The 22,611-nt window shown below is 66.8% G+C and carries 16 protein-coding genes and 4 pseudogenes; 12 read left to right on the top strand and 8 right to left on the bottom strand.

Annotated features, from left to right (window positions below; translation table 11 throughout):
- Positions 1-255: 255 nt before the first annotated feature.
- Positions 256-1,554 carry a DUF6986 family protein gene (locus tag IEZ15_RS39165; protein WP_189281782.1) on the top strand — a complete coding sequence of 433 codons (1,299 nt, stop codon included), beginning with the start codon at positions 256-258 and terminating at the stop codon, positions 1,552-1,554.
- 167 nt (positions 1,555-1,721) lie between these two features.
- Positions 1,722-4,415: an NACHT domain-containing protein gene (locus IEZ15_RS39170; RefSeq protein WP_189281783.1), complete on the top strand. Its 2,694-nt coding sequence runs from the start codon at positions 1,722-1,724 to the stop codon at positions 4,413-4,415.
- 13 nt (positions 4,416-4,428) lie between these two features.
- Here IEZ15_RS39170 and IEZ15_RS39175 read toward each other — a convergent pair whose 3' ends face one another.
- Positions 4,429-5,460 carry a LacI family DNA-binding transcriptional regulator gene (locus IEZ15_RS39175; RefSeq protein ID WP_189281793.1) on the bottom strand — a complete coding sequence of 344 codons (1,032 nt, stop codon included), beginning with the start codon at positions 5,458-5,460 and terminating at the stop codon, positions 4,429-4,431.
- A 179-nt stretch (positions 5,461-5,639) separates the two neighbouring features.
- Here IEZ15_RS39175 and IEZ15_RS39180 point away from each other — a divergent pair, with 179 nt between their 5' ends.
- On the top strand, positions 5,640-6,590 hold the full coding sequence (locus IEZ15_RS39180; RefSeq protein ID WP_189281784.1) for an ROK family protein: 951 nt from the start codon (positions 5,640-5,642) through the stop codon (positions 6,588-6,590).
- A gap of 104 nt (positions 6,591-6,694) precedes the next feature.
- Here IEZ15_RS39180 and IEZ15_RS39185 read toward each other — a convergent pair whose 3' ends face one another.
- Positions 6,695-8,731: an NPCBM/NEW2 domain-containing protein gene (locus IEZ15_RS39185; RefSeq protein ID WP_189281785.1), complete on the bottom strand. Its 2,037-nt coding sequence runs from the start codon at positions 8,729-8,731 to the stop codon at positions 6,695-6,697.
- Positions 8,732-8,996: 265 nt separating this feature from the next.
- Here IEZ15_RS39185 and IEZ15_RS39190 point away from each other — a divergent pair, with 265 nt between their 5' ends.
- From IEZ15_RS39190 to IEZ15_RS39200, 3 genes are read left to right on the top strand one after another with little or no spacing between them, the layout of a single operon-like run.
- A complete protein-coding gene (locus tag IEZ15_RS39190) occupies positions 8,997-10,286 on the top strand; it encodes an ABC transporter substrate-binding protein (RefSeq protein ID WP_189281794.1) in 1,290 nt (429 codons plus the stop codon).
- A gap of 46 nt (positions 10,287-10,332) precedes the next feature.
- Entirely contained in the window at positions 10,333-11,247 is a 915-nt protein-coding gene (locus IEZ15_RS39195; protein WP_114243146.1) for a carbohydrate ABC transporter permease, read from the top strand.
- A gap of 8 nt (positions 11,248-11,255) precedes the next feature.
- Complete coding sequence (locus IEZ15_RS39200) at positions 11,256-12,167, top strand: carbohydrate ABC transporter permease (protein WP_189281795.1); 912 nt, start codon at positions 11,256-11,258, stop codon at positions 12,165-12,167.
- Positions 12,168-12,933: 766 nt separating this feature from the next.
- On the opposite strand, the pseudogene IEZ15_RS39205 reads toward IEZ15_RS39200, so the two are convergent.
- A pseudogene (locus IEZ15_RS39205) lies at positions 12,934-13,385 on the bottom strand (hypothetical protein); the annotation flags it as partial.
- A gap of 973 nt (positions 13,386-14,358) precedes the next feature.
- Between IEZ15_RS39205 and ltrA the strand changes: the two are divergent.
- On the top strand, positions 14,359-15,561 hold the full coding sequence (ltrA, locus tag IEZ15_RS39210) for a group II intron reverse transcriptase/maturase (protein ID WP_189281796.1): 1,203 nt from the start codon (positions 14,359-14,361) through the stop codon (positions 15,559-15,561).
- A 237-nt stretch (positions 15,562-15,798) separates the two neighbouring features.
- On the opposite strand, the gene IEZ15_RS39215 is transcribed toward ltrA, so the two are convergent.
- Together IEZ15_RS39215 and IEZ15_RS39220 are read right to left on the bottom strand one after the other, a co-directional pair.
- Entirely contained in the window at positions 15,799-16,446 is a 648-nt protein-coding gene (locus IEZ15_RS39215; protein ID WP_229846430.1) for a GIY-YIG nuclease family protein, read from the bottom strand.
- 143 nt (positions 16,447-16,589) lie between these two features.
- On the bottom strand, positions 16,590-17,114 hold the full coding sequence (locus IEZ15_RS39220) for a hypothetical protein (protein ID WP_189281786.1): 525 nt from the start codon (positions 17,112-17,114) through the stop codon (positions 16,590-16,592).
- 259 nt (positions 17,115-17,373) lie between these two features.
- On the opposite strand from IEZ15_RS39220, the gene IEZ15_RS39225 reads away from it, so the two are divergent.
- From IEZ15_RS39225 to IEZ15_RS39245, 5 genes and pseudogenes are all read left to right on the top strand, one after another.
- Complete coding sequence (locus IEZ15_RS39225) at positions 17,374-17,553, top strand: hypothetical protein (protein ID WP_189281787.1); 180 nt, start codon at positions 17,374-17,376, stop codon at positions 17,551-17,553.
- Positions 17,554-17,707: 154 nt separating this feature from the next.
- Positions 17,708-17,869 (top strand): annotated as a pseudogene (locus tag IEZ15_RS39230) (integrase core domain-containing protein); the annotation flags it as partial.
- Between the two features lie 26 nt (positions 17,870-17,895).
- Positions 17,896-18,225 (top strand): annotated as a pseudogene (locus IEZ15_RS39235) (transposase); the annotation flags it as partial.
- A gap of 35 nt (positions 18,226-18,260) precedes the next feature.
- Positions 18,261-18,932, top strand: coding sequence for an IS6 family transposase (locus tag IEZ15_RS39240; RefSeq protein WP_189281789.1), 672 nt, complete (start codon positions 18,261-18,263; stop codon positions 18,930-18,932).
- 403 nt (positions 18,933-19,335) lie between these two features.
- Positions 19,336-19,960 (top strand): annotated as a pseudogene (locus IEZ15_RS39245) (IS5 family transposase); the annotation flags it as partial.
- 161 nt (positions 19,961-20,121) lie between these two features.
- Here the strand turns inward: IEZ15_RS39245 and IEZ15_RS39250 are convergent.
- The 3 genes from IEZ15_RS39250 to IEZ15_RS39260 form a co-directional block, all read right to left on the bottom strand.
- On the bottom strand, positions 20,122-20,604 hold the full coding sequence (locus tag IEZ15_RS39250; protein ID WP_189281790.1) for a hypothetical protein: 483 nt from the start codon (positions 20,602-20,604) through the stop codon (positions 20,122-20,124).
- Positions 20,605-20,774: 170 nt separating this feature from the next.
- Positions 20,775-22,046, bottom strand: coding sequence for an erythromycin esterase family protein (locus tag IEZ15_RS39255; RefSeq protein ID WP_114243139.1), 1,272 nt, complete (start codon positions 22,044-22,046; stop codon positions 20,775-20,777).
- Positions 22,047-22,404: 358 nt separating this feature from the next.
- Positions 22,405-22,608 carry a hypothetical protein gene (locus IEZ15_RS39260; protein ID WP_157987050.1) on the bottom strand — a complete coding sequence of 68 codons (204 nt, stop codon included), beginning with the start codon at positions 22,606-22,608 and terminating at the stop codon, positions 22,405-22,407.
- Positions 22,609-22,611: the final 3 nt, after the last annotated feature.

Consider the following 22,611-nt stretch of genomic DNA (forward strand, 5'->3'; position numbering starts at 1 on the left):
CGACTACGGCGTCGTCGGCGATCTCTTCCAGGTCGTCCCCCAGCTCACCGACGAGGTCAAGTCCCGCAAGGGCTGACCCGCCGTCCAGCCGCACCCCCCTTTTTTCGACGGTCCGGGGCCGCACGGTGTGAACTCACCGCGCGGCCCCGGACCGTTTCCGATCACCATTGACGCAGATCCGGCAGCCTTATAGCTTCACTATACGGATTGTTGATTCCGGGAAGCGGAAACAGTGTGACTGTGGAGGGTGTGGAAATGGGTCAGCAGGAGAAGGTGTCGACGAGCCTCGCCGGTGCGGTCAGCGAGGAGATCAGCGCCTCCCTCGCCGCGATCGACGCCGAGCTCGCCCACCGCTACCCGGGCGACCCGGGGACGCGCCAGCCGGTCCACACCGTCTACGTCCCGGGCGACACGTTCACCTCCGGCACCATCCGCTCCTGGGGCGACCAGGCGCTGAAGGCCCTGGACGAGCACGCCCCCGACGCGGCCTCGTTCGCTGCCGTCCTCGGCATCCCTGACGAGCTCGCCGCACCCGTACACGACCGGGTACGCGCCAAGCTGGAGCGCGAGCCCGTCGAAGACCTGCGCATCGACTTCGAGGACGGCTACGGCCCCCGCCCCGATGCCGAGGAGGACTTGGCAGCCGCACGCGCCGCCCGGCTGGTCTCGGAGGCGTACGGGAACGGCACGGCGGCCCCGTACATGGGCATCCGGATGAAGTGCATGGAGGCCGCCGTACGCGACCGCGGCATCCGCACCACGGACATCTTCCTCACCGGCCTGATGCAGGCGGGCGGACTCCCCGACGGGCTTGTCCTCACTCTCCCCAAAGTGACGTACCCCGAGCAGGTCACCGCCTTCGTCCGGCTCCTCGAAGCGTTCGAGCAGGCGCACGGGCTGCCGTCGGGCCGCCTCGGCTTCGAGATCCAGATCGAGACCAGTCAGTCCATCCTCGCCGCCGACGGCACCGCCGCCGTGGCTCGCATGATCGACGCCGCGCAGGGCCGCGCCACCGGTCTGCACTACGGCACTTTCGACTACAGCGCCTGCGTCGGCGTCAGCCCCGCCTACCAGGCCGGCGACCACCCGGCCGCCGACCACGCCAAGGCCGTCATGCAGGTCGCCGCCGCAGGCACCGGTGTACGGGTCTGCGACGGCTCCACCAATGTCCTCCCGGTCGGCCCGACCCACCAGGTCCACGAGGCCTGGCGGCTCCACTACGGCCTCACCCGTCGCGCCTTGGCCCGCGCCTACTACCAGGGCTGGGACATGCATCCGGGCCACCTGCCGACCCGTTACGCAGCCGTCTACGCCTTCTACCGCGAGGGCCTGGAGCAGGCCGCCGCCCGCCTCGCCGCGTATGTGGCCAAGGCCGGCGGTGACGTCATGGACGAACCCGCCACCGCCAAGGCGCTCAGCGGGTACCTCCTGCGCGGCATCGACTGCGGAGCCCTTGACACTGCCGAGGTCGCCGGCCTGACCGGGCTGACGCGCGCCGACCTGGACGCGTTCGCGTCGCCGCGGCGGGGAGGACTGACGGCGGGACCGGTGTGACGCGCCGTTCACTCGAACCAGCAGCCAGGAAGGGCTCGTTCCGCTGTTCTCGGTCAACGGTCCTGCGGAGAAAAGCCCTTGGCTGAAACGCGGGATGCGTCAGCAGGGGATGTTCTACGCTTGCATGACGACGGCCGATGGTGCCGCGAGCATCTCTCGGAGACCAGATGGAACCGGCCGCCATCGGAGCGCGCCTCGCGTCGAGCGTCGTGAGCCCGCTGATCAAGAAGCTGTTCCTGTCCGAAGGCCCCGGGGCCGGCCTGGTCGACAAACCCATCCGCTTATCCGCACTCATCTCCTTCCGAGGCGAGAAACGCATTCTCTCGGAAAAGGACCTGCATCAGATCGCGGAAGAACTGGTCAGACGCGCAGCGCAATCGACGGGTGTGGAGGATGTCCTGCCGACATTCGAGAAACGTGCCGTCGCCAACGCGGTCGCAGATTCCCTTCGTGTCATGGGAACGCTCGACATGGAGGATGTGCAGGCCGTAAAGCTCGGCCACTTAGGGCTCTCCCGGCATCTGAGGTCCCAGAGCAGGACAGCTACGCTCGGGCTGTCGAGTGACGCGGTCACCTTGCACACGAGCGTGATGAACACTGCTTGCCTGCACATTCTGAACTTCTTCACTCAGCGGTCGACATTCGTACCGCGCACCCTGGTAGAGCAGAGCCGTTCCATCGAAGAGCTGACGCTGAAGATCGATTCGTTGATCGCACGCGCACCGTCCCCGGCCGATGGTCCTTTCGAGGACCGGTACGCCGGGTACATCGCGGCCAAGCACGGCAAGCTGAGCATTTTCGGCCTCGACCTCTCCGGAGCGCCGGAAACCTGGCGGCTCGACGCCGCCTATCTCAGCCTGGACGCGGCGGGCGACGCTACCAGCGCAGGTCCCGCGCTGCTTTCGGCCGACCATGTACTGGCCGGCCGAAACCGTGTACTCCTGCGTGGTGTGGCCGGCTCCGGAAAGACTACGCTGGTGCAATGGCTGGCAGTGTCCACCGCACAGAAGGCGCTCGACGAGCGCCTTCTGTATCTCTACGGACTGGTGCCGTTCGTGCTTCCGCTGCGCACCCTGACCAGGGGTGGCGCCGCACTCCCGGCACCTCACGAATTCCTCTCGGGGGTGGACTGCCCCATTGCGGCTCTTCAGCCGCCGGGATGGTTCGACCGGGTGCTCAGGTCGGGACGTGGACTCATCCTCATTGACGGCATCGACGAGATCCCCGAGGACGATCGCAACGATGCTCGCCGCTGGCTCCAGGAACTCATCAGTGTCTATCCCGCCAACCGGTGGCTCGTGACCTCCCGGCCATCGGCGGTGCAGGAACACTGGCTCATGGATGAGGACTTTGTCGAGCTGGACCTCGCACCAATGAGCAGGGACAACATTGCCGAATTCGTCAAACGCTGGCACCAGGCGGCCGGTATCAGTGATCAGTACGCCAACGAGCTCTTACGGGCGATACGGGCCAAACAGGACCTGGGCAGGCTGGCCACCAACCCGCTCATGTGCGGATTGATCTGTGCACTGCATCAGGACCGCCGCGGCTACCTTCCCGAGGGCCGCAAGGAGATCTACGACGCGGCACTCTCCATGCTGCTCTTCAGGCGCGACCGGGAGCGCGGAGTCTATAAGTCGGGATCGATCCACATCAGCGAGGCGCACCATATCCAGTTGATCCAGAAACTTGCCTACTGGATGATCCGCAACGGCCGTTCCGAGATGGACCGCAGTGATGCGGTCGACCTTCTTGGACGGGCGCTGCCGACGATGCCGAAGGTCGCCGAGCAGGGCACGGCGGAGGAAGTCTATCGTTATCTATTGATCCGTAGCGGCTTGTTGCGCGAACCAAGCGCGGACTCGATGGATTTCATTCACAGGACTTTTCAGGACTATCTCGGGGCGAAGGCCGCGGTGGAAGGCCTTGATTTCGACTTTCTCATTGGGAACGCTCATCTGGATCAGTGGGAGGACGTCATCAGGATGGCCGTCGCCCACGCACGGCCCACGGAACGGACCCGGCTGCTCACCGGCCTCATCAGACGAGACGACGTTTCCGGGCACGGCATGAACAGGCTTCACCTGCTCGCGGCCGCCTGTCTGGAGCATGCGACCGAGTTGGACCCGGCGGTGCGCGCGGAGGTGCAGCAGCGCGCGGCGGCCCTGATCCCGCCACGCTCGGTCGATCAGTCCCGGGCGCTTACCGAGGTCGGCCCAGTTGTGCTCGATCTGCTGCCGGGACCGCGCGAGTTGCCAACCGACGGCGAGACAGCGCTCGCATCGGAGGAGGCGAGCTCCGAGGCGCAACTGATGGCCGATGAGGCGTACTTCACCGTGCTGGCCGCCACGCGTATCGCGACCGATGCTGCGATCACCGTTCTCGCTCAATACCGCGGGCACCAGGATCCGCGTGTGCGCACGGAACTGGTGCGGGCCTGGAGCAGATTCGACACCGACCTTTTCGGCAAGGAAGTCGTTGCCCACATCAGCGAAGAGAACATCTACTTTCCGGTGTCCAACCTGCGCGAGCTCCGCGCGCTCCACAGCTTCGGCGGCCGTTCCCGTATCAAGGTGTCCGGAGAGTTCACAACCGTCGATTTCGTCAACTCATGCCGAAGCGATCGCCTGACCCATCTCTGGGTGGAGGCCAACATGGGAGGCACGTGGGGCTGGTTGCACAACTTTCCCAATCTGCGCTCACTCACGATCGAGACGCTGATGCCGCGTATCGACGTCAGTACCCTGGCCCAGGTTCTCTCCCTGCGCACGATTCGGGTACCGGAGGCGACCGTCGTCATCGGCAGGGACAGGCTGCCCCCGTCGATGGAGGTCGTTCGCGAACGACTCAGCGGCATCTGAGCGCCCCGGTCGCTCAGGATGCGGGCGGCAGTTCGCCCGAGCCGCGCTGGATGAGCGTCGTGGGGAGCTCCACGCGGGCCGGGGCGTGGTCCGCGCCGTCCAGACGGCGGAAGAGGTGCTCGGCAGCGGTGCGGCCGACGGCGGCGGCGTCCTGGGAGATGACGGTGATGCCGAGCAGGTCGGCCAGTTCGATGTCGTCGAAGCCGACCAGGGCGACCCGGCGTTCCTGCTCCGCGAGGACACGTACCGCCGTCACCGTCACCCGGTTGTTGCCCGCGAACAGCGCGGTGACGGGCTCGGGGCCGGAGAGCATCTGCTCGGCGGCGGCCCGGACCCGGTCGGGGTCGGTCGAGCCGAGGGAGACCCATGAGTCCTCGACCGTTGTCCCGGCGTCCGCCATGGCCGCGTGGTAGCCGCGCAGTCGCTCGGTGGCGGTGTGGATGCGCGGCTGGTCGCCGATGAAGCCGATCCGGCGGTGGCCGTGCGCGATCAGATGCGCGACGCCCTCGCGGGCGCCGCCGAAGCTGTCGGAGAGGACCATGTCGGCGTCGATACGGCCCGCCGGGCGGTCCACGAAGACGGTGGCGATGCCGGCCTTTATCTCCGGCTCCAGATAGCGGTGGTCGTCGCCGGCCGGAATCACGATGAGCCCGTCCACCCGGCGCGCACACAGGGCGAGTACGAGCTCCTGCTCGCGCTCCGGGTCCTCGGCGCTCGACCCGTTGATGAGCAGGGCGCCGTGTGCCCGGGCGACCTCCTCCACCGCGCGGCTCAGAGGTCCGTAGAACGGGTCGGCGAGATCCTCCAGGACCAGGCCGATGGAAGCGGTGCGGCCCTTGCGCAGGACGCGCGCGCTGTCGTTGCGGCGGAAGCCGAGAGCCTCGATGGCCTCCTGGACCCGGCGTTCGGTGTCGGGCGTGATCCCCGGCTCGCTGTTGACCACACGGGAGACCGTCTTGAGGCCCACTCCGGCGCGGGCGGCCACATCCTTCATGGTCGGCCGGTTGCCGTAACGAGTCTCGGAGTGACGGGCGGTCTCGGCCACGGTGCGCTGTCCTGTCGTCGGGTGCGGGCGGTCCGGCGGGCCCGCGAGCGGTGCCGCGGAGGGGCCGGAGGCTGTGCCGTCGAGCATAGGCCCTGGACAACGTTGTCAGCTGAATGGAGACTGGGCAGACTGTTCACCGAAGCCGCAGGTCCTCGTCACTTACTCACGGAGCCACACCGATGCATACCGACCTCGTCGCCGCGCTGGACATCGGCGGCACCAAGATCGCCGCCGCGCTGGTGGACGGCAGCGGCGCGCTCCTCGTGCGGGCGCAGCGGCCGACGCCCGCCCGGGAGAGCGCCGAGACGGTGATGGGGGCCGTGGCGGAGGTCCTGGCCGAGTTGTCGCGATCGCCGCTGTGGGAGCGGGCGACGGCCGTCGGTATCGGCAGCGCGGGCCCGGTGGACGCCTCGGCCGGTACGGTCAGCCCCGTCAATGTCCCCGGCTGGCGCGACTTCCCGCTGGTGGAACGGGTCGGTGAGGCGGTTGGTGGACTGCCCGTCGAACTGGTCGGCGACGGCGTGGCGATGACGGCGGCCGAGCACTGGCTGGGCGCGGCCCGCGGCTACGACAATGCGCTGTGCATGGTCGTGTCGACCGGTGTGGGCGGCGGACTCGTCCTTGGCGGAAAACTGCACCCCGGCCCCACGGGCAACGCCGGGCACATCGGCCACGTCAGCGTCGACCTGGACGGTGACCCGTGCCCGTGCGGTTCGCGCGGCTGCGTCGAGCGCATCGCCAGCGGACCGAACATCGCCCGCCGGGCGCTGGAGGCCGGCTGGCGCCCCGGACCGGACGGCGATGCCTCGGCCGCCGCCGTGGCTGCCGCCGCGCGCGCCGGGGACCGGATCGCCATCGCCTCGTTCGAGCGCGCCGCGCAGGCGCTGGCCGCCGGAATTGCCGCCACCGCCACGCTCGTCGAGATCGACATCGCGGTGGTCGGCGGGGGAGTGGCCGGAGCGGGCGACATCCTCTTCGCTCCGCTGCGCCGCGCCCTGCGCCAGTACGCCACGCTCTCCTTCGTCCAGCAGCTCACGGTGGCCCCGGCGGTGATGGGCACCGACGCGGGACTGGTGGGCGCGGCGGCCGCGGCGGTGCGGGTGGAATCGGGCGGGGCAGTGGCCGTTTAGGGCCTGCTGTCGGGCGGGGCGGAGAAGCGCCGGACGGGCAGGACCGGTGTCCTGGGCCCGTCCGGCGATCGAAGGCGCGGCATGGCCGCGTCCGCGATTTCCCGTCAGCAGGTGATCCGCAGGTCCGCCCAGTCCGCGTGGTCGGAATCGACACCGTCCCCGCCGTCGGTGACCACCAGACGTACCACCTGCGCACCGCTCACATCCGCGGAGAGCGGCTGCGCGGGCATCGCATTGGTCAGTACGCCGGTCGACGCGACCTTCGTACCGTCGGCCCAGACCTCGAAGGCGACCGTTCCCTTGGCGCCCTTCTCGTCATCGACCCCGACCTGCGCCGTCACGGCGCCGCATGCCCCGCCGGTGTAGAACTCGACGGCGCTGTCGGCATGCACACCGAGGCCCTTGGCGAAGACCGCGCCGCCGATGGTGAGCGGATTCCCGTCACCCGCCTTGCTCTCGCCGTTGCTGGTGTCCTTCTCGACCGGGCCCCAGCCGTTGGCGGCGGAGAGCTGGGGCAGATCGCTGAGGTAGCCGGCGCCCGCAGGCGGCGCGACCACCACATGGGCCTGGAACGGGACCGTGGACCTCACCCGTGTCCCGGCCGACGAGCGGTACTGGGCGGTGAGCTTCAGGTCGTACGTACCGGTGGCTGTGCCCGCAGGGGCGGACACCTTCCAGCGGGTGGTGAGGGCCCGGCCGGTCGGCAGAGCCGGTGATCGGGTCGGCGATGCCGCCTTCACCTGCCAGCCCGAGGGGCCGGTGAGCGCCGCGGAGACCTTCGTGGCGGGGGTCCGGCCGAGGTCGGTCACCGTCGTCGTCAGTGCGGCCGTGCGCCCGGCCTCGATCAACGGGCTTGCGTTCAGGCCGAGTTCCACGGCAGGCGGATGCGCGGCCCACTTGCGGTCGGCGGCGATGCGCAGCAGTACGGTCCCGTGCGCCGGGACGGTCGCCGAGACGCTGCCTGCCGTGTTGTACGTCGTGTGCTCCCACAGGTCACGCATCGTGTACGCGGTGGCCTTCGGCAGCCCCGCCGCCTCGGCCGTCGTCGAGATGCGCTGTGCGCTGCCTTTCTCGTTGAAGAGGGCCACGACGCGGCTGCCGTCCTGCATCTCCTTGGTGACGACCCAGCGCCCGCCGGTGGAGGAGAGCACGGTGCCCTGCTTGCCCAGCGGGTCCTGATCGACCGCGATGACCTCGTAGTTGGAGAGGATCTCGAAGGTCTCCGGGCCCGCCTTGCGCAGATCGGAACCGATGAGCAGCGGTGCCGCCATCACGGACCACATGGAGAAGTGGGTGCGGTACTCCGTGTCGGTCATGCCGCCGTTGCCGACCTCCAGCATGTCGGGGTCGTTCCAGTGCCCCGGGCCCGCTGCGGCGGCGAGGGGCAGATTCTGCTTCATCAACGACAGCATGCTGCCCCAGCTGTCGTTGATGTCACCCGTCGTGCGCCAGAGGTTGCCGATTTCGCCGGCCCACTCCCAGGGCTTGTTCTCGCCCCATTCGCAGATGCTGTAGACGATGGGGCGGCCGGTTGCCGCCAGAGCGTCCCGCATCGTCGTATAGCGCTGTCTCGCGTCGACGCCCTGGTTGTTGCAGTTGTCGTACTTGAGGTAGTCGATGCCCCAGTCCGCGAACTGCTGCGCATCGCTGTACTCATGGCCGAGTGCACCCGGAAGTCCCACGCTGTCGCAGGTCTTGGTGCCGGCACTGGTGTAGATGCCGATTTTCAGGCCCTTGGAGTGGACATAGTCCGCGACGGACTTGATGCCGTTCGGGAAGCGCTGCGGATCGGCCTCCAGCTTTCCGTCCGCATTACGCTGCGGCTTTGCCCAGCAGTCGTCGAGATTGACGTACTGATAGCCCGCGTCCTTGAGGCCCTTCTCGACAAAGATGTCGGCGATGCCCTTGACCATCGCCTCGTTGAACTCGGCACGACAGTGGGTCGAGTTCCAGTTGTTGAACCCCATCGGAGGGGTGAGCGCAAGGCCGTTGCCGGCCTGCGGAGCGGGCGCGGGCGCGGGAGCGGGCGAGTCCGCGACGGCGGGAACGGTCGCCCCCGCGGCGCAGAGCAGCCCGGCCAGCAGCGCTCCGATGACTCCGCGGTGGCTGGTTCGGGTTGTACGGGTTGGAAGATGACGCATCGTTACGTTCCTCCATACTCGTGCCGGGTCGGTCGCAGCATGTGCACGCCAAGGCGTGCGATTACGTTAGAGCGTGTTGAAGTCTGTTGGAAGGGGAGTGGCATCGGTTGTTCGGCATCTCGTCAAAACCCTTGACGGCAACATCGCTTGGGGGTGGGATCCAATCGCACGTTCGGTTGTGTTGGGTTGCATCCCAAAGGAGTTGGGCATGACGCAGTCTGATTACGACAGGTCAGGTGTGCCGGGCAGCGTCGCAGGACATCGGATGTCCCGGCGGAGTCTGTTGCGTGGTGCGGCAGTCGGTGCGGGAGCCGTGACACTCCCCTCCTTGCTCACCGCCTGCGGGAGCGGCCCCGGTGGTGACGGCAAGACGATCACCATGGGCTCGAATTCGTCCGACCCCATTCCGAAGAAGGCCTTCGCCGACGCTTTCGCGGCGTACGAGGCGCAGTCGGGCGGGCGGAAGGTGAAGGTCAACACCGTCGACCACAACACCTTTCAGGAGAACATCAACCGGTATCTGCAGGGCAAGCCGGACGATGTCTTCATGTGGTTCGCCGGCTACCGGATGCAGTTCTTCGCCGAGAAGGGCCTGCTGCACGACATCAGTGACAACTGGCTGGACTACAAGGGCTTCTCGGCCGCGCTGAAAGCCCAGTCCACCGGCGCGGACGGCAAGCAGTACCTCACGCCGTACTACTACTATCCGTGGGCCGTCTTCCACCGTAGGAGCCTGTTCGACGAGCGCGGCTATCAGGCACCGAAGACACTCGACGAGTACGTGGCGCTCGCCAAGCAGATGCAGAAGGACAAACTGGACCCCATTGCCTTCTGTGACAAGGACGGCTGGCCCGCCATGGGCACCTTCGACTACATCAACATGCGGACCAACGGCTATGAGTTCCACAAGAGCCTGATGGCGGGTGAAGTCGCCTGGACCGACAAGCGGGTCAAGGAAGTCTTCGACACCTGGCGCCGGCTCCTCCCGTACTGCCAGCAGGGTGCCAACGGCCGTACCTGGCAGGAGGCCGCCACCAGCCTCCAGAAGAAGGAGGCCGGCATGGCCGTGTTCGGCCTGCCGCACCCGGGCGCACAGTTCCCCGAGGGCGAACAGGGCGACATCGACTTCTTCCCCTTCCCCGTCATCAATCCGGAGCACGGACAGGACGCGGTCGAGGCACCCATCGACGGGTTCCTGCTGGCGAAGAAGTCGAAGAACCTCAAGAACAAGAAGACGCTGGAGAGCGCCAAGGACCTGCTCAAGTGGCTGGCCACCGGCAAGGCCGAGGACATCTACCTGAAGAGCGACCCGAACAACATCGCGGTCAGCGACCAGGCGGACATCTCCGCGTACTCACCGCTCCAGAAGAAGGCCGTGGAACTGGTCTCCGGGGCGAAGCAGATCTCCCAGTTCCTGGATCGCGACACCCGGCCGGACTTCTCCTCCACGGTCATGATCCCGGCGATCCAGAAATTCATCAGCAACCCGAACGACGTGGACGGCCTGGTCAACGACATCGAACGGCAGAAGAAGACCATCTTCGCCGCCGACTGACCCCGGACGACCCCGATGGAATCCGACTGAACCTGGAGTACCGACCGTGTCGTTCATCTCGGCGCGGCGCACCGGACGACGGGTCTCGCGGCGGTTCACCGGCCGCGACCTCGCCGTACTCGGTGTGCTGCTCGGCATACCCGTCCTGCTCGACATCGCCATCGTGTGGGGACCGACCCTCGCCTCCGTCGTGCTCTCCTTCACCAGCTGGGACGGCATCGGTGACATCAAGTGGGTCGGTACGCAGAACTACGAGAATCTCTTCACCAACTACCCGCAGTTCTGGCCCGCCGCCCGGCACAATCTGCTCTGGCTCGCCTTCCTGGGCCTGGTCGCCGCACCGTTCGGACTGCTGCTCGCCGTACTCATCGACAGGGGCGTGCGCTTCAGCCGCTTCTATCAGTCGACGCTGTACATGCCCGTCGTACTGTCGCTTGCCGTGGTCGGTTTCATAGCCCAGCTGATCTTCTCCCGTGACCAGGGAGCCCTCAACGCGGTCATCGGGGACACGAAGTCGCCGACCGACTGGCTCGGCGATCCGAACCTCAACATCTGGATGGTCCTGCTGGCCGCGGCCTGGCGGCACACCGGCTACGTGATGATCCTCTACCTCGCCGGGCTCAAGGCCGTCGACCCCTCGCTGAAGGAGGCCGCGGCGATCGACGGTGCGGGCGAGGCACAGACCTTCTTCCGTATCGTCTTCCCCACGCTGCGGCCGGTCAATGTCATCGTCGGCGTCATCACCGTCATCGAGTCCCTGCGCGCCTTCGACATCGTGTACGCCGTCAACCACGGCCGCAACGGACTCGAGCTCCTCTCCGTGCTCGTCACCGACAACATCATCGGTGAGGCCAGCCGCATCGGATTCGGCTCCGCCATCGCTGTCGTCCTGCTGGCCGTCTCCCTGGGGTTCGTCGTGACGTACCTGGTCCAGGAACTCCGAGGGGAGAAGAACCGTTGACCGTCCACATCGCCCCCGCCCGCCCCACCGCACCACCTGCGCCACCGGCCCCCGCCGTCCGGCGCCGGCTCCGCCCCGGCAGGATCGGCGTCCACGCCTTCCTGATGGCGGTCTCCCTCGCCTTCCTCGCCCCGCTGCTGCTCGCGGTGTACGCCTCGCTGCGGCCGTACGACGAGACCTCGGCACACGGCTACTTCTCGCTGCCGCGCCATCTCTCCCTGGACTACTATCGCCAGGCGTTCTCCGACTCCGGCATGACGAAGTACTTCGTCAACACGATGATCATCGCGGTCCCGGGGGTACTCGTCACCCTCTTCCTCGCCTCCTTCGTGGCCTTCGCGCTGGCCCGGCTGAAGATGCGCGGCGGGCTCGTCCTGCTCATGCTTTTCACCGCCGGGAACCTGTTGCCGCAGCAGGTGATCGTCACGCCCCTGTACGTCGTCTTCAACCGCATCCCACTGCCCTACTGGATGTCCGACTCGATGACGATGTTCGACTCGTACTGGGCCGTCATCACCGTGCAGATCGGCTTCCAGTTGGGCTTCTGCGTCTTCGTCCTGGCCAACTTCATGCGCACCCTGCCGCAGGAGATCCTGGAGGCCGCGATCGTCGACGGCGCGGGCGTCTGGACCCGGTACTGGCGGATCACCCTGCCCCTGTGCCGCCCGGCCCTGGCTGCGCTCGGCACGCTCCAGTTCACCTGGATGTACAACGATTTCCTGTGGGCACTGGTCTTCATCTCCGACGGCGACAAGCTCCCCATCACCTCGGCGCTGAACAATCTCAGGGGCCAGTTTTTTACGGACTACAACCTGCTCGCCGCAGGCTCGGTGATCGTCGCTCTGCCGACCCTCGTGGTCTTCCTGCTGCTCCAGCGCCACTTCATCGCGGGCCTCACCCTGGGCTCCAGCAAGGGGTAACTGCTGACCTGCGGGTGGCCCAGCGACGGCCAGGACGTCAAGCAGGACGATCAATGCCGTGCCGTCTCGGGCAGTTGGTATTCCGAGTACGAGGGGAAGACTGCCGTGTCGGCCTCCGGCACCGACCACATCATCCCGCTCAAGGAAGCAAGGAGGAGCGGCGCAAGCAGCTGGACGACCCCACAGCGGCAGACATTGGCCAATGACCTGACCGACTCCCAGTTCATCGCCGTGTCTGCCGGCAGCAACCACTCGTCGATGGGCGACAAGGACCCCGGGAACTGGCGCCCGCCACTCGCTTCCCGCTTGTGTACGTAAAGCCGGGCCCGGGGCAGCGTGAAGTGCGTCTACGGGTTGACGGCCAACCAGACGGAGGTCAATGCGCCGGAGCAGGTGCTGCCACCCGCGACAGCTGATTCTGTGCCCGCAACGATGCCGTTACTGAAACGGATGGCCGAGTTGGACGCGGCAGTTGAGTGAAATGACTGGCGTGCCGCGAGGGCGGCGCGGTCAGCGGCTCGGGATGAGATCGGTCGGCTGTCCGACGATCTGACACGCGAAGAGCGAAAGCAGCTCTGGGAACACAAGCAGCGGATACTTGCGGGCGAAGCTCAGGCCGGACACCGCCGCGCCGGCGCCGGTAGTCGCCTGTCGATCTACCTCTGATCTTGGCCAGTGCTCCGCCCTTCAGGGTGGGGGTGAAGGCCATCCTTGGGCACTGTCACGTTGTTGGGTACGTGGTGGTCTGAGGGTGTGTCGGGGTGGGGCGGGTGTTGCCGTACTCGTCCGAGTCCAGCGCGACGGGGGCCGTGCTGGTGTCCAGCGGGAGCTGGAGGGCGACGTCGCCGTGGATGGTGGTGAGCTGGAGGACGATGTCGCCGGTCTTGCTGGTCGTCGCAGCGAGGTCTCCGGAAGCGGAGTCGACGTTACGGGTCAGCGCGCCGGTGGCGGTGTCTTCGGTGATCCAGCGGGGGATATCGCCGTCGCTGTCGTAGTGGTTGAGTTTGGACTGTGTCTGGGTCCAGGTGGTGCCGCTGCTGGTCTCGACCTTCCAGGAGCGGAAGCGAAGGTTGGCGTCGAGCTGCCAGGTCTGACGCTGCCGCCCGATGTCTGCTGGTAGGCGAGGTCGTTGGCGTAGTAGCCGATGGTGCTGGCTGGCAGAGCGGTGGTGCGGCCGAAGGCGTCGTAGGTGTAACCCGTGTCGACGAGCCGGTCGGCGAGCGCATCCGCCCGGACGTAAAGGCACTCGTAGAACTCGACCCGAAAGCGGGACAAGACATCCAACGCCTCGCCTGCGGGCCCTGGGAGAGGGAGACTCATACGCAGCGGCCGTTCTCTCGTGCTTCGTGACTCGACATCTCGAAGCGTGGAGAACGGCCGCCTCCGCTGTCCCGGGAAGAACCGCAGATCAGCAGGTCGGGTGACAGGCGAGGATAAACGTCAAGCGTACGTCCAGCAGTCCGGACGTCTTCCCAGCTCAGAAGGGATGTGAACGATGTAACCGGACGTCAAGCTCAGGGTAGCCAGCCGGTGGAAGTCCGGTCCGAGGAGACGCCAGGGTCCTCGGTAGCTGACTCCCGGCGTCACTCGAAACGGTGGCGTCGAAGTGGAGTGACAAGCGCCCTTCGGGGGCGTGCAACCGGCCAGTCCGCAACATGAAGTGAAGCCTGCAGCGTCGATATTTAACCCCCGCCCGTGGGCGGGCCAAGGAGGAGCCGAGCCTGTGCTTGAAGGGCGAAGGCCACGGAAGGCGATCTTGGACCTGGAGCGGTCGCCGAGGAACCTCCCGGCGTAAGGGGCGTGGAATGGCCGGACGGTTGTCCTGGGAACTGGAGAGGGCCTCCTCGGCCCCGGGCATTGCGGTCCGGGAAGCGTGGCCTGTCTATAACCGGCAGAACCGGGAAATGGCGGGCTGTCGAGAGGCAGTCGGAGGGGGTCGTAGTAGTGCCGATCGGCGGGACAACACAACCCGTTGGGAGCGAAGGGCCCCTGCTTCATCGATGCGATTCGCGAACAGGGAGGGACCCGGATGAGTGCCGTATCGGCTAGATCCATCCGCCGGGAGGAAGGCGCCGCAGGACCGGGCCGCCGTCCTTTGGACAAGGTCCGAGCCTTGCAGCGGACGCTCTACCGCTGTGCAAAGCAAGAACCCGAACGCCGGTTTCATGCCCTGTATAGCCATGTCCACCGCATGGACGTTCTTCGGCGGGCGTGGGCCGGTGTGTGTACGAACCGAGGAGCCCCTGGCGTGGACGGCCTGACCGTCGACGTGGTGGCGGCCTCGGGGGTGGATGCATTCCTCCAGGACCTGGCGGAGAAGCTGCGGACGTATACGTATCGGCCGTCAGTGTTGCGGCGGGTCCAGATTCCCAAGCAGGGGCGGCCGGGGGAGTTCCGGCCGCTCTCGATTCCCACCGTGGCGGACCGGGTGGTGATGACGGCCGCGAAACTGGTCCTGGAACCGGTCTTCGAGGCCCAGTTCACCGAGGCGAGCTACGGATTCCGGCCCAAACGGTCCGCGATCGACGCGTGCGAAGCCGTGCGCGTCGCCGCGAACCAGCGGCGGGAGTGGGTCTTCGAGGCCGACATTCGGGACTGCTTCGGCACGATCGACCACGACGCGCTGATGGTCCAGGTGTCCCGGCACGTGGTGGACCGGCCGATGCTGAAACTGATCCGGGCCTGGCTGCGAATGGGAGTCTTGGAGGACGGGGTGACTTCCCCGAACGGGGCGGGAACCCCGCAGGGCTCACCGATCTCCCCATTGCTGGCGAACATCGCGCTGCATGTCCTCGACGAGGCGTGGCAGGTCGAAGGCCGCCGGCTGGGAGTGCTGGTGAGGTACTGCGACGACTTCGTTGTCCTGTCGCCGACCAGACAACGGGCAGAACAAGCCCGGGAATTGGCGGTGCGGGTGCTCGGACAACTCGGGATGCGACTGCACCCGGAGAAGTCCGGCATCTCTTGCCTCACCCGAGGCGGGCAGGGCTTTGATTTCCTCGGATTCCACCACCGGAAAGTCGAGTCGTGGAAGTGGCGGGGCAGGTTCTACTTGCAGCGCTGGCCTTCGGCCAGAGCGATCCGCGTGCTGCGGGAGAAGATCAGCGCAGCCACGGGCCGTTCAAAGACCGAGCGGCCGGTGTCCGCTGTGGTCGCCGACCTCAACCCGGTCCTGCGGGGCTGGGCCGCGTACTTTCGCAACGGGAATTCTGGGCGGAAGTTCAACGCGGTCGACGGCTATGTCCACGAACGGCTGGCGATCCTCACCAGCCGGAAACACGGCCGAGCGGGTCGGAACTGGGTCACTCGTTATACCTACGAGTGGATCACGCGGCTCGGGGTCTACCGCCTCACCGGAAACGTACGCAGGGCGACTGTGCATGCCAGTCGGTGAACGATGTCGGAAAGCCGTGTGCGGGAGAACTGCATGCACGGTTTGAAGCGGCGGGGACTGGAAACGGAGCATTAGCCACCGCGCCAGTCCCCGACCCTACTAAGCGCCTGGTTTGGATCAGCCGGCCGCCCCTGGACGGTCGTTATGACCTGGCGCATGGGATCCGGTCAAGGCAGTGGCAGTGGCCCGTGGAGCGCGGACGGGTAACCCGCCCGTTGGCCATGACGTGGGTATCTGCTACAGGTTCTTCATATAGGCATCGATGATGGCTGCCGCCTCCCGGTACTCCAGCAGGAAGAATTCGCGGTCCTTGCGGACGCGGAATTCCGCGAGTCTGGCGTGCACCTCTGCCTCCACATGGCGGGCCCGTGGGACCAGCCACGCTCCGCGCGCGCCGTAGGGCACGACCACGCCGGTGGACGAGTTGATCTCCCTGGCACGTGTGGCGATGTCCCGATCGGTGTAGCCGATCTTAAGAAGGGTGGGTGCCTCACGTGTCGAGAGAACGTAGATGAACCCGTGATCCGCTGGCCGGTACGGCGTGCTGGAAACGTAGCGTTCGAGAGTCGCCGGCAGGTCGTACTTCTTCAGCGTGCCGAACGCCTGCTCAGCTTCTACGGCGTCGGAATCCCGGATGCACCGGTAGAGATGCAGCAGTGCACCGGAGACCCGACGGGCAACTGCGCTTTCGGGAAACCCCAGTTGCTCCCAGACAGTGAACCAGTCCCACTGATCCTGCTTGTACGTGCGGGTGAAGAGCCCCTTCACGGTCGACAGGTCGTCCAGTCGGCCAAGGGCGGCGTGACGTCCCTCCGCGAGGGTGCTCAGCACGGTGCAGGCTGCCTCGACCCGCTTCTTCTGCACGGCAGGCTTGATCGGGGCCATGCCGAAACCCCACTTCTGCTCAATCCGTCGAGGTTCCCGCATGTTATTCCGCGTTGTGACCGTTCGAGGGCTGTCCGGTCGGTCGCCGCGCCCGTTGGGACGGGGCCCGCGCTGTCCGGCCGTAGAGTCGTCGAGCCTCATGCTCATGAGGCCGCCCGAACCTTCAACGCGTAAGACACTCCCTCGCTGTTGCCGTACTTGGTCGGGTTCATGGGAAAGCCGATGAGCTTCGAATCGTGGGGAGCGCGCCTGCATCTCGCCCGATGGCCGGCCTGGCCCTCCAGCGTCACGCCGTCCTCCTCTGCCGAGAAAACTTGCTCGCTGTCCCCGTTGTTGACGAACTGAATCTGCGCCACGCGGGCGGGCAGCATCGGTCCACCGTCCTTGAGGGCGTGGAGCCGGGTCTGCGAGCAATCGACCACCGCGACAGCGATGTTGCCGTTCTCGCCGCTACCGTGATCTGCGAGGGCCCAGTAGCCGAGTGCGGCAGTGGCCCCACCGCCGCGTACCGCATGACCAATGGGTGGCGTGATGGCGGGTAGGGGCACGGGCGGGGCACCCGGTGGGTCATCCTGTTGCGCCGCAGTCCATCCGTCGATGCAGGTGTCCATGCATTTCTGGCAGGTTGCCTGCTCAGGCTCGGCTACCCGGGGCGCACGACGCTCCATCCGCACATCACACATCGCGAGAGTGTCCCCACTCAGAGCAATGGGCATAATGGGCTTCACGAATCCGCTCCCCGGTCCTCGACAGCTCGACGCCTTCACAAATTGACCTCATGCATGTCGAGCACGACACAATCTACATGCGATCTACATCATCAGGGAATGCGGGGCGGCGGATCGCTGCATCCACCAACTACGTATGTTGGTCGGAGATAGGCCCCGGTCACGCCCTTGGTGCCACACCCGGCCTGATCCCGCTGCGATGTTGAACAGACCGATCACTGGGGGCGTCGGCCTGCCCCCGTATGCCGCGCTCGCCGATGCCGTGCGCCTGCTGGCCGGGACCGAGAACATGGGCCGCACCGAGGCTGCTGCTGCGGACGGCCGGCTCCGGGAAGAACTTGCCGCGGCCCTCGCGCGCACCGACACCACTTCCGGCTGAAGCTCCGCGTCACCCCGGTCCACCAGAGCCCGGCAGGCGTCCTCGCCTACCTGCTGCACGAGGCTGACCGGCTGAGCGGCCTATTGAGGTCCATGCCCCGGACACCCGGCCTGAGCCGCGAGCAGGAGGCGGCTTGGGTGTCCCGCCCCGGCGGCCCTGGAAGTCACTCGCCCAGGTCGAGTTGGCCACCGCCGAGTGGACCGACTGGTACAACCACCGCAGGCTCCACGGTGAGATAGGCCACGTCCCGCCCGTCGAGTACGAAGCCAACTACTACATGGAATCCACGAAACCCCAGGTCACAACCACAATCTGAGATCTCTACCGAACCCGGGGCGGTTCACCGCAGGCCGCACCGAGAATTGCCAGATCGGGGTCTTCGCCGCCTACGCCACCACCCGCGGCCACACCCTGGTCGACCGCGAGCTCTACCTGCCCAAGTCCTGGACCGAGGACCGCGAACGCTGTCGGGCCGCCCGTGTCCCCGACGACCGCGTCTTCGCCACCAAGGGCGAACTGGCGAGGACCATCATCCTGCGGGCTCTCACCTTGCCCCTGCCCGTCGGCTGGGTCACCGCGGACTCCGCCTACGGCCAGGACTCCCACTTCCGCCGCTTCCTCGAAGACCACCAGCTCTCCTACGTCGTGGCCGTGCCCAAGTCCCAGCAGGTCCACGGCCCGCGCATCGACTACCGTACCCGGTCGAGGTGATCTCGCACTGTGTATGGCTGTACTTCCGCTTCCCGCTGTCCTACCGCGAGGTCGAGGAGCTGGTGCTCCAGCGCGGCGTCATCGTCTCCTGCGAGACCGTCCGGCGGTGGTGCCGGAAGTTCGGGCAGGCCTATGCCGACGGGCTGCGCCGCAGGCGTCCCCGGCCCGGTGACAAGTGGCACCTGGACGAGGTGTTCATCAGGATCAGCGGTGAGCTGAAGTATCTGTGGCGGGCCGTCGACCAGGACGGCAACGTCCTGGACATCCTCGTGCAGGGCCACCGGGACAAGGCCGCAGCCAGGCGGTTCTTCCGCAAGCTGATGAAGAAGACGCGTGCGGTGCCGCGAGTGGTCGTCACCGACAAGCTCCGCTCCTACGGCGCCGCCCACCGCGAGGTCATGCCCTCGGTGGAGCACCGATCCCACAAGGGACTGAACAACCGGGCGGAGAACTCCCACCAGCCCACGAGGCAGCGTGAACGCGCGATGAAGGGCTTCCACAGCGTCGGTGGAGCGCAACGCTTCCTGTCCGCGTTCAGCGGCATCTCACCCCACTTCCGGCCCCGCCGGCACCTGATGACCGCGCCCGACCACCGCGCCGAGATGACCGTCCGCTTCGCCATCTGGGACCAGGTCACCGGCGCTGTCGGCCGACCCACCACGGCCTGAACACAGGCCCGGAACCCGGGTCGCCCCACCCCGACACACCCTCAGACCACCACGCACCCGACAACGTGACAGTGCCCTCGGCGGTCTTGTCGTAGCGCGTGGCAATGCTGCGCCATTGTTTCAGTGCGTGTTTCTAAGCCCTGATCCTGAGTAGCCTGAGGTCCTACGCTGGCCTGGTGTCCGAGGACGCCGGTCGGGTCGGGGAGAGGATCTGCCGGGGCTGCGGGGAACGGTTGAGGCCGGGTGCCCGGCCCGGGGCGGAGTTCTGTTCGTCGGTGTGTCGGTCCAGGCAGTGGCGTCGGGAACGGCGGTTGCGCCAGCGGCTGGCGGCCGTCCAGAGCGGTACGGGCGAGGTGGAGTGCCCGGAGCGCGGGGCCCGGTGGGTGGCCGGCGTCGACCGTCGCTCCCGCCCTGGCGCACGGTCTGGGGGTTCATGGCCCGCTGGGCCGCCGCCGGGATCATCGGCCAGATCCGCGACCATCTCGCCGACCGGATCCGCCGGGACATGGGCAAAGGCCCCCGGGCGGTCGCCACCGTCATCGACTCACAGAGCGTGAAAGCCGCCGAGACCGTCTCGAAGGCCACCCGCGGCTACGACGCGGGCAAGAAAAACAATGGCCGCAAGCGCCACCTGGTCGTCGACACCCGCGGACTTCCCCTCATGGTCATGGTCACCCCCGCCGACCTGCACGACGCCGCAGCCGCCAAGGAAGTCCTCTTCCGCCTCCGCCTGATGCACCCCGAGATCACCATCGTCTGGGCCGACTCCGCCTACGCCGGCAAACTCGTCGACTGGGCAAAACAGCACCTCAACCTGACCATCAAGCCCGTCAGCCGCCCCAAGGACGCCTCCGGCTTCATCGTCCTGCCCCGCCGCTGGGTCGTCGAACGCAGCCTCGCGTGGATGATGCACGCACGCCGCCACGCGAGAGACTACGAACGACTCGTCCAGCACTCCGAAACCCTGATCACCTGGGCTGCCATCACCCTCATGACCCGCCGCCTCGCCCGCAAAGGCGCCACCCCCAGCTGGCCAAGGAAACGGGCGCCAGTCGACGGCTGAGCCGCTCCTGGCACCCTCAACCCCTGGTCATCAGTCCCACGGTCACCCTGCTGACGAGGCGAATCACGCGAGCGTGAGCCGACAAAAGTACGTCAGGCCGGCGGGCAATGGCCCCACTGTCGACACCTACACCTGATATCGCCATTCGCCGGTGTCGACGAACCGCTGGACGCGAGCCGCAAGGGCGTCGGTGGCGATGGGCAGCCCGATGGGTTCACGTTGCTGTCCCCACAGAGCTTGTGCGGGCAGAAGGTTTGCAAGGCGTTCGACGACGTCGACGAAGTGCGCGACCATGCCCGAGCTGTCCAGTTCAGGGTCATAGTGCAGCCGCAGGCCTTCGAACGGTCCCGGCTGGTGGTGCACAACAGATCCCCGCGCCAGGGGATACAGCCAGATGACGGGCTCGTCCGTGTCTTCGTCAAGGACCGCGAAGTAGTCGTCGACCTGTTCGAATCGCAAGTTGTCCAGCGATCCCCAACGTGGGTCAGTGGGCGGGAAGTTCGGGTTGTCGTCACCGCAGAGAAGGAAGAGATCACCGAAGCTGGGCCGCTGTGGTCCGGTGAACATGACATCGATCACGCACTCGTGCTCGACGTTGACGGGATCCATGAGTTCAAGCCTTCCATTCCATGACGGCATCCTCTTGCAACCCGCACCATAACCACCACCGCCGACACTCCCGCCGCCAATCGCTTCCCAAGCAGCGTCCCGTCACAGAAACAGGTAATTCCACCTACATCCAAACGGGGTCACAAGGGCGAGGGCTTAGAAACACGCACTCAGAAGTGCACGGTGTGGTCCCGGGTGACCGTTGGGACGGCGAGCACGGCGTCGAACGCCTCGGGGACCGGGGTGCTCAGCAAGGAGCTCTGGGACCGGATCCCGTTGAGCAGTGGTGCTCCCTGGGCGTCGCGCGGTGCGTGACGTAGGTCGGTCAAGGTGATCCGGTCGGTGAGGCCAGCGTCGGTGAGGGCGGCCTCGACGCTGCCGGGCTCGGCAGGCTGAAGGGGGGAGTCGGCGAGGGTGAAGCCGACAGTGGCGCTTGCGTCGGGGTACATCTCCGGCACATGGTCAGCGGTGTGGACGAAGGCCACCGCGCGGTAGTCCTGGCCCAGCATCCGCTGAAGGTGCTGGCCCATAGGCAGCGCGGTGAGGCCGCCTCCGAGCTCCAGCTCCGTCTTGTGGATGTGGCTGTTGTGTGCGGCAAGGACGATCCGGGTCCCCGGTGCGGCATGCTCCAAGTGCCAGCGCACCGATTCGGCCATGTAGATCTCGCGCACCGACAGGTCCGCGGCCAGGCCCCGGCCGGACAGCAGAGCGTTCATCGCCTGGAACATGTAGTCGGTGTGGCAGGCCGCTTCCACCCTGCGCTGGGCGATGTCGAAGCGGCTTTGGCTGCTGCGGGAGACGTAGAGCGGTTCGGCGGCGCGCAGCCGCAGCAACAGCCGCGCCAGTGTGGCGGTCAGTTCGTTCTGCTCGGCGGGCTGAAGGCCGGCCCATGCAGGCCCGGCCGCAGCGCCAGATCCGCAGCCCTTGAGGAACCGGTCGCTGACCTCCAGGACCGTATCGACGAGGCGGAGTGCGTCAGGGTCGACGTTGCGTAGGTAGTCGGCCACCGGCTCAAGGGCGGGCCGTAGTGCCCCGCCGGCTTCTGGGACGTCGATGCCGGCGAAGCGCACGGGGTGGGCGCTGGTGCGGTTGTGGTGGCGCAGCCAGTTCATGAGGTCTGCGGCGCCCCACTCGGCGGCGGCCCGGCTCACCTTCGCCAGGTCGCCGTCGTCCCCCTCGCCCTGCAGCCACCGGTCGAGCGGGAAGGCTTCGCTGAAGCCGAACTCCATCGCGAAGACGGTGAACCCGCAGCGCTCAGCGAGAAAGCGCAGCACCCGCTGGCGTGCGAGCGAGAACTCTTCGACGAAGTGGGCGCCCTCTCCGATCGCGACAACCCGGGCGTCGCCGACGATTTCCCGGAGCCCTTCGAGGTCATCGAGGGGCTGCTGTGGATCAAGCGTGGTCAGGGGGGTGGAGTGTTCGCGAAACCAATCGGCGAGCACGGTTCGGTCTGAAGGCTTAACAGGCACAGCTGTAGCTCATTTCTCGACTCGGAGTTCAGGACATAGCGGCTCGTCCGCATGCGGCGGACAAGCGACGTGACGATGCACAGACGCAACCGGCGCCGGGCCACTGGGCCAATGGCGCACCGCGTCTGCTGACGAACCCCGTCAGAGAAAATTGCTGAAAATTGCCATGCCCGAAAACTAGCACCGGGCGCCGTACACGCGCGCACGAATATTCCCGCTTGATCGCAGGGCGGTGAGTCGTCAAAGGAGGTTGCCCTGCTGCACGACGGCTCGTGCCACCCCGCCTGGCCACCCGGACGCTGACGTCACATTCTGTCCTGGCGAAGGAGACTCATCCCGATCGTGCACTATTCCCCTTCTTCTGCCGATTGTTGGCCTCGTCCTCGGCTCGGGCGGCGAGGTACTCGGCCCAGTCGCGTCGGGCGTAGGCGACCCAGCAGAGCGCGGTGTGGTGGTGCATCCCGGTCACGTCGGCGAGGATCGGGCTGGGGAGATCAGCAGCGAGGGCGGCCAGCGCCGCTGCGGGCACTGTCAAGTT

Origin of the sequence: Streptomyces atratus, from assembly GCF_014648655.1 — a bacterium.
Lineage (GTDB): Bacteria > Actinomycetota > Actinomycetes > Streptomycetales > Streptomycetaceae > Streptomyces > Streptomyces atratus.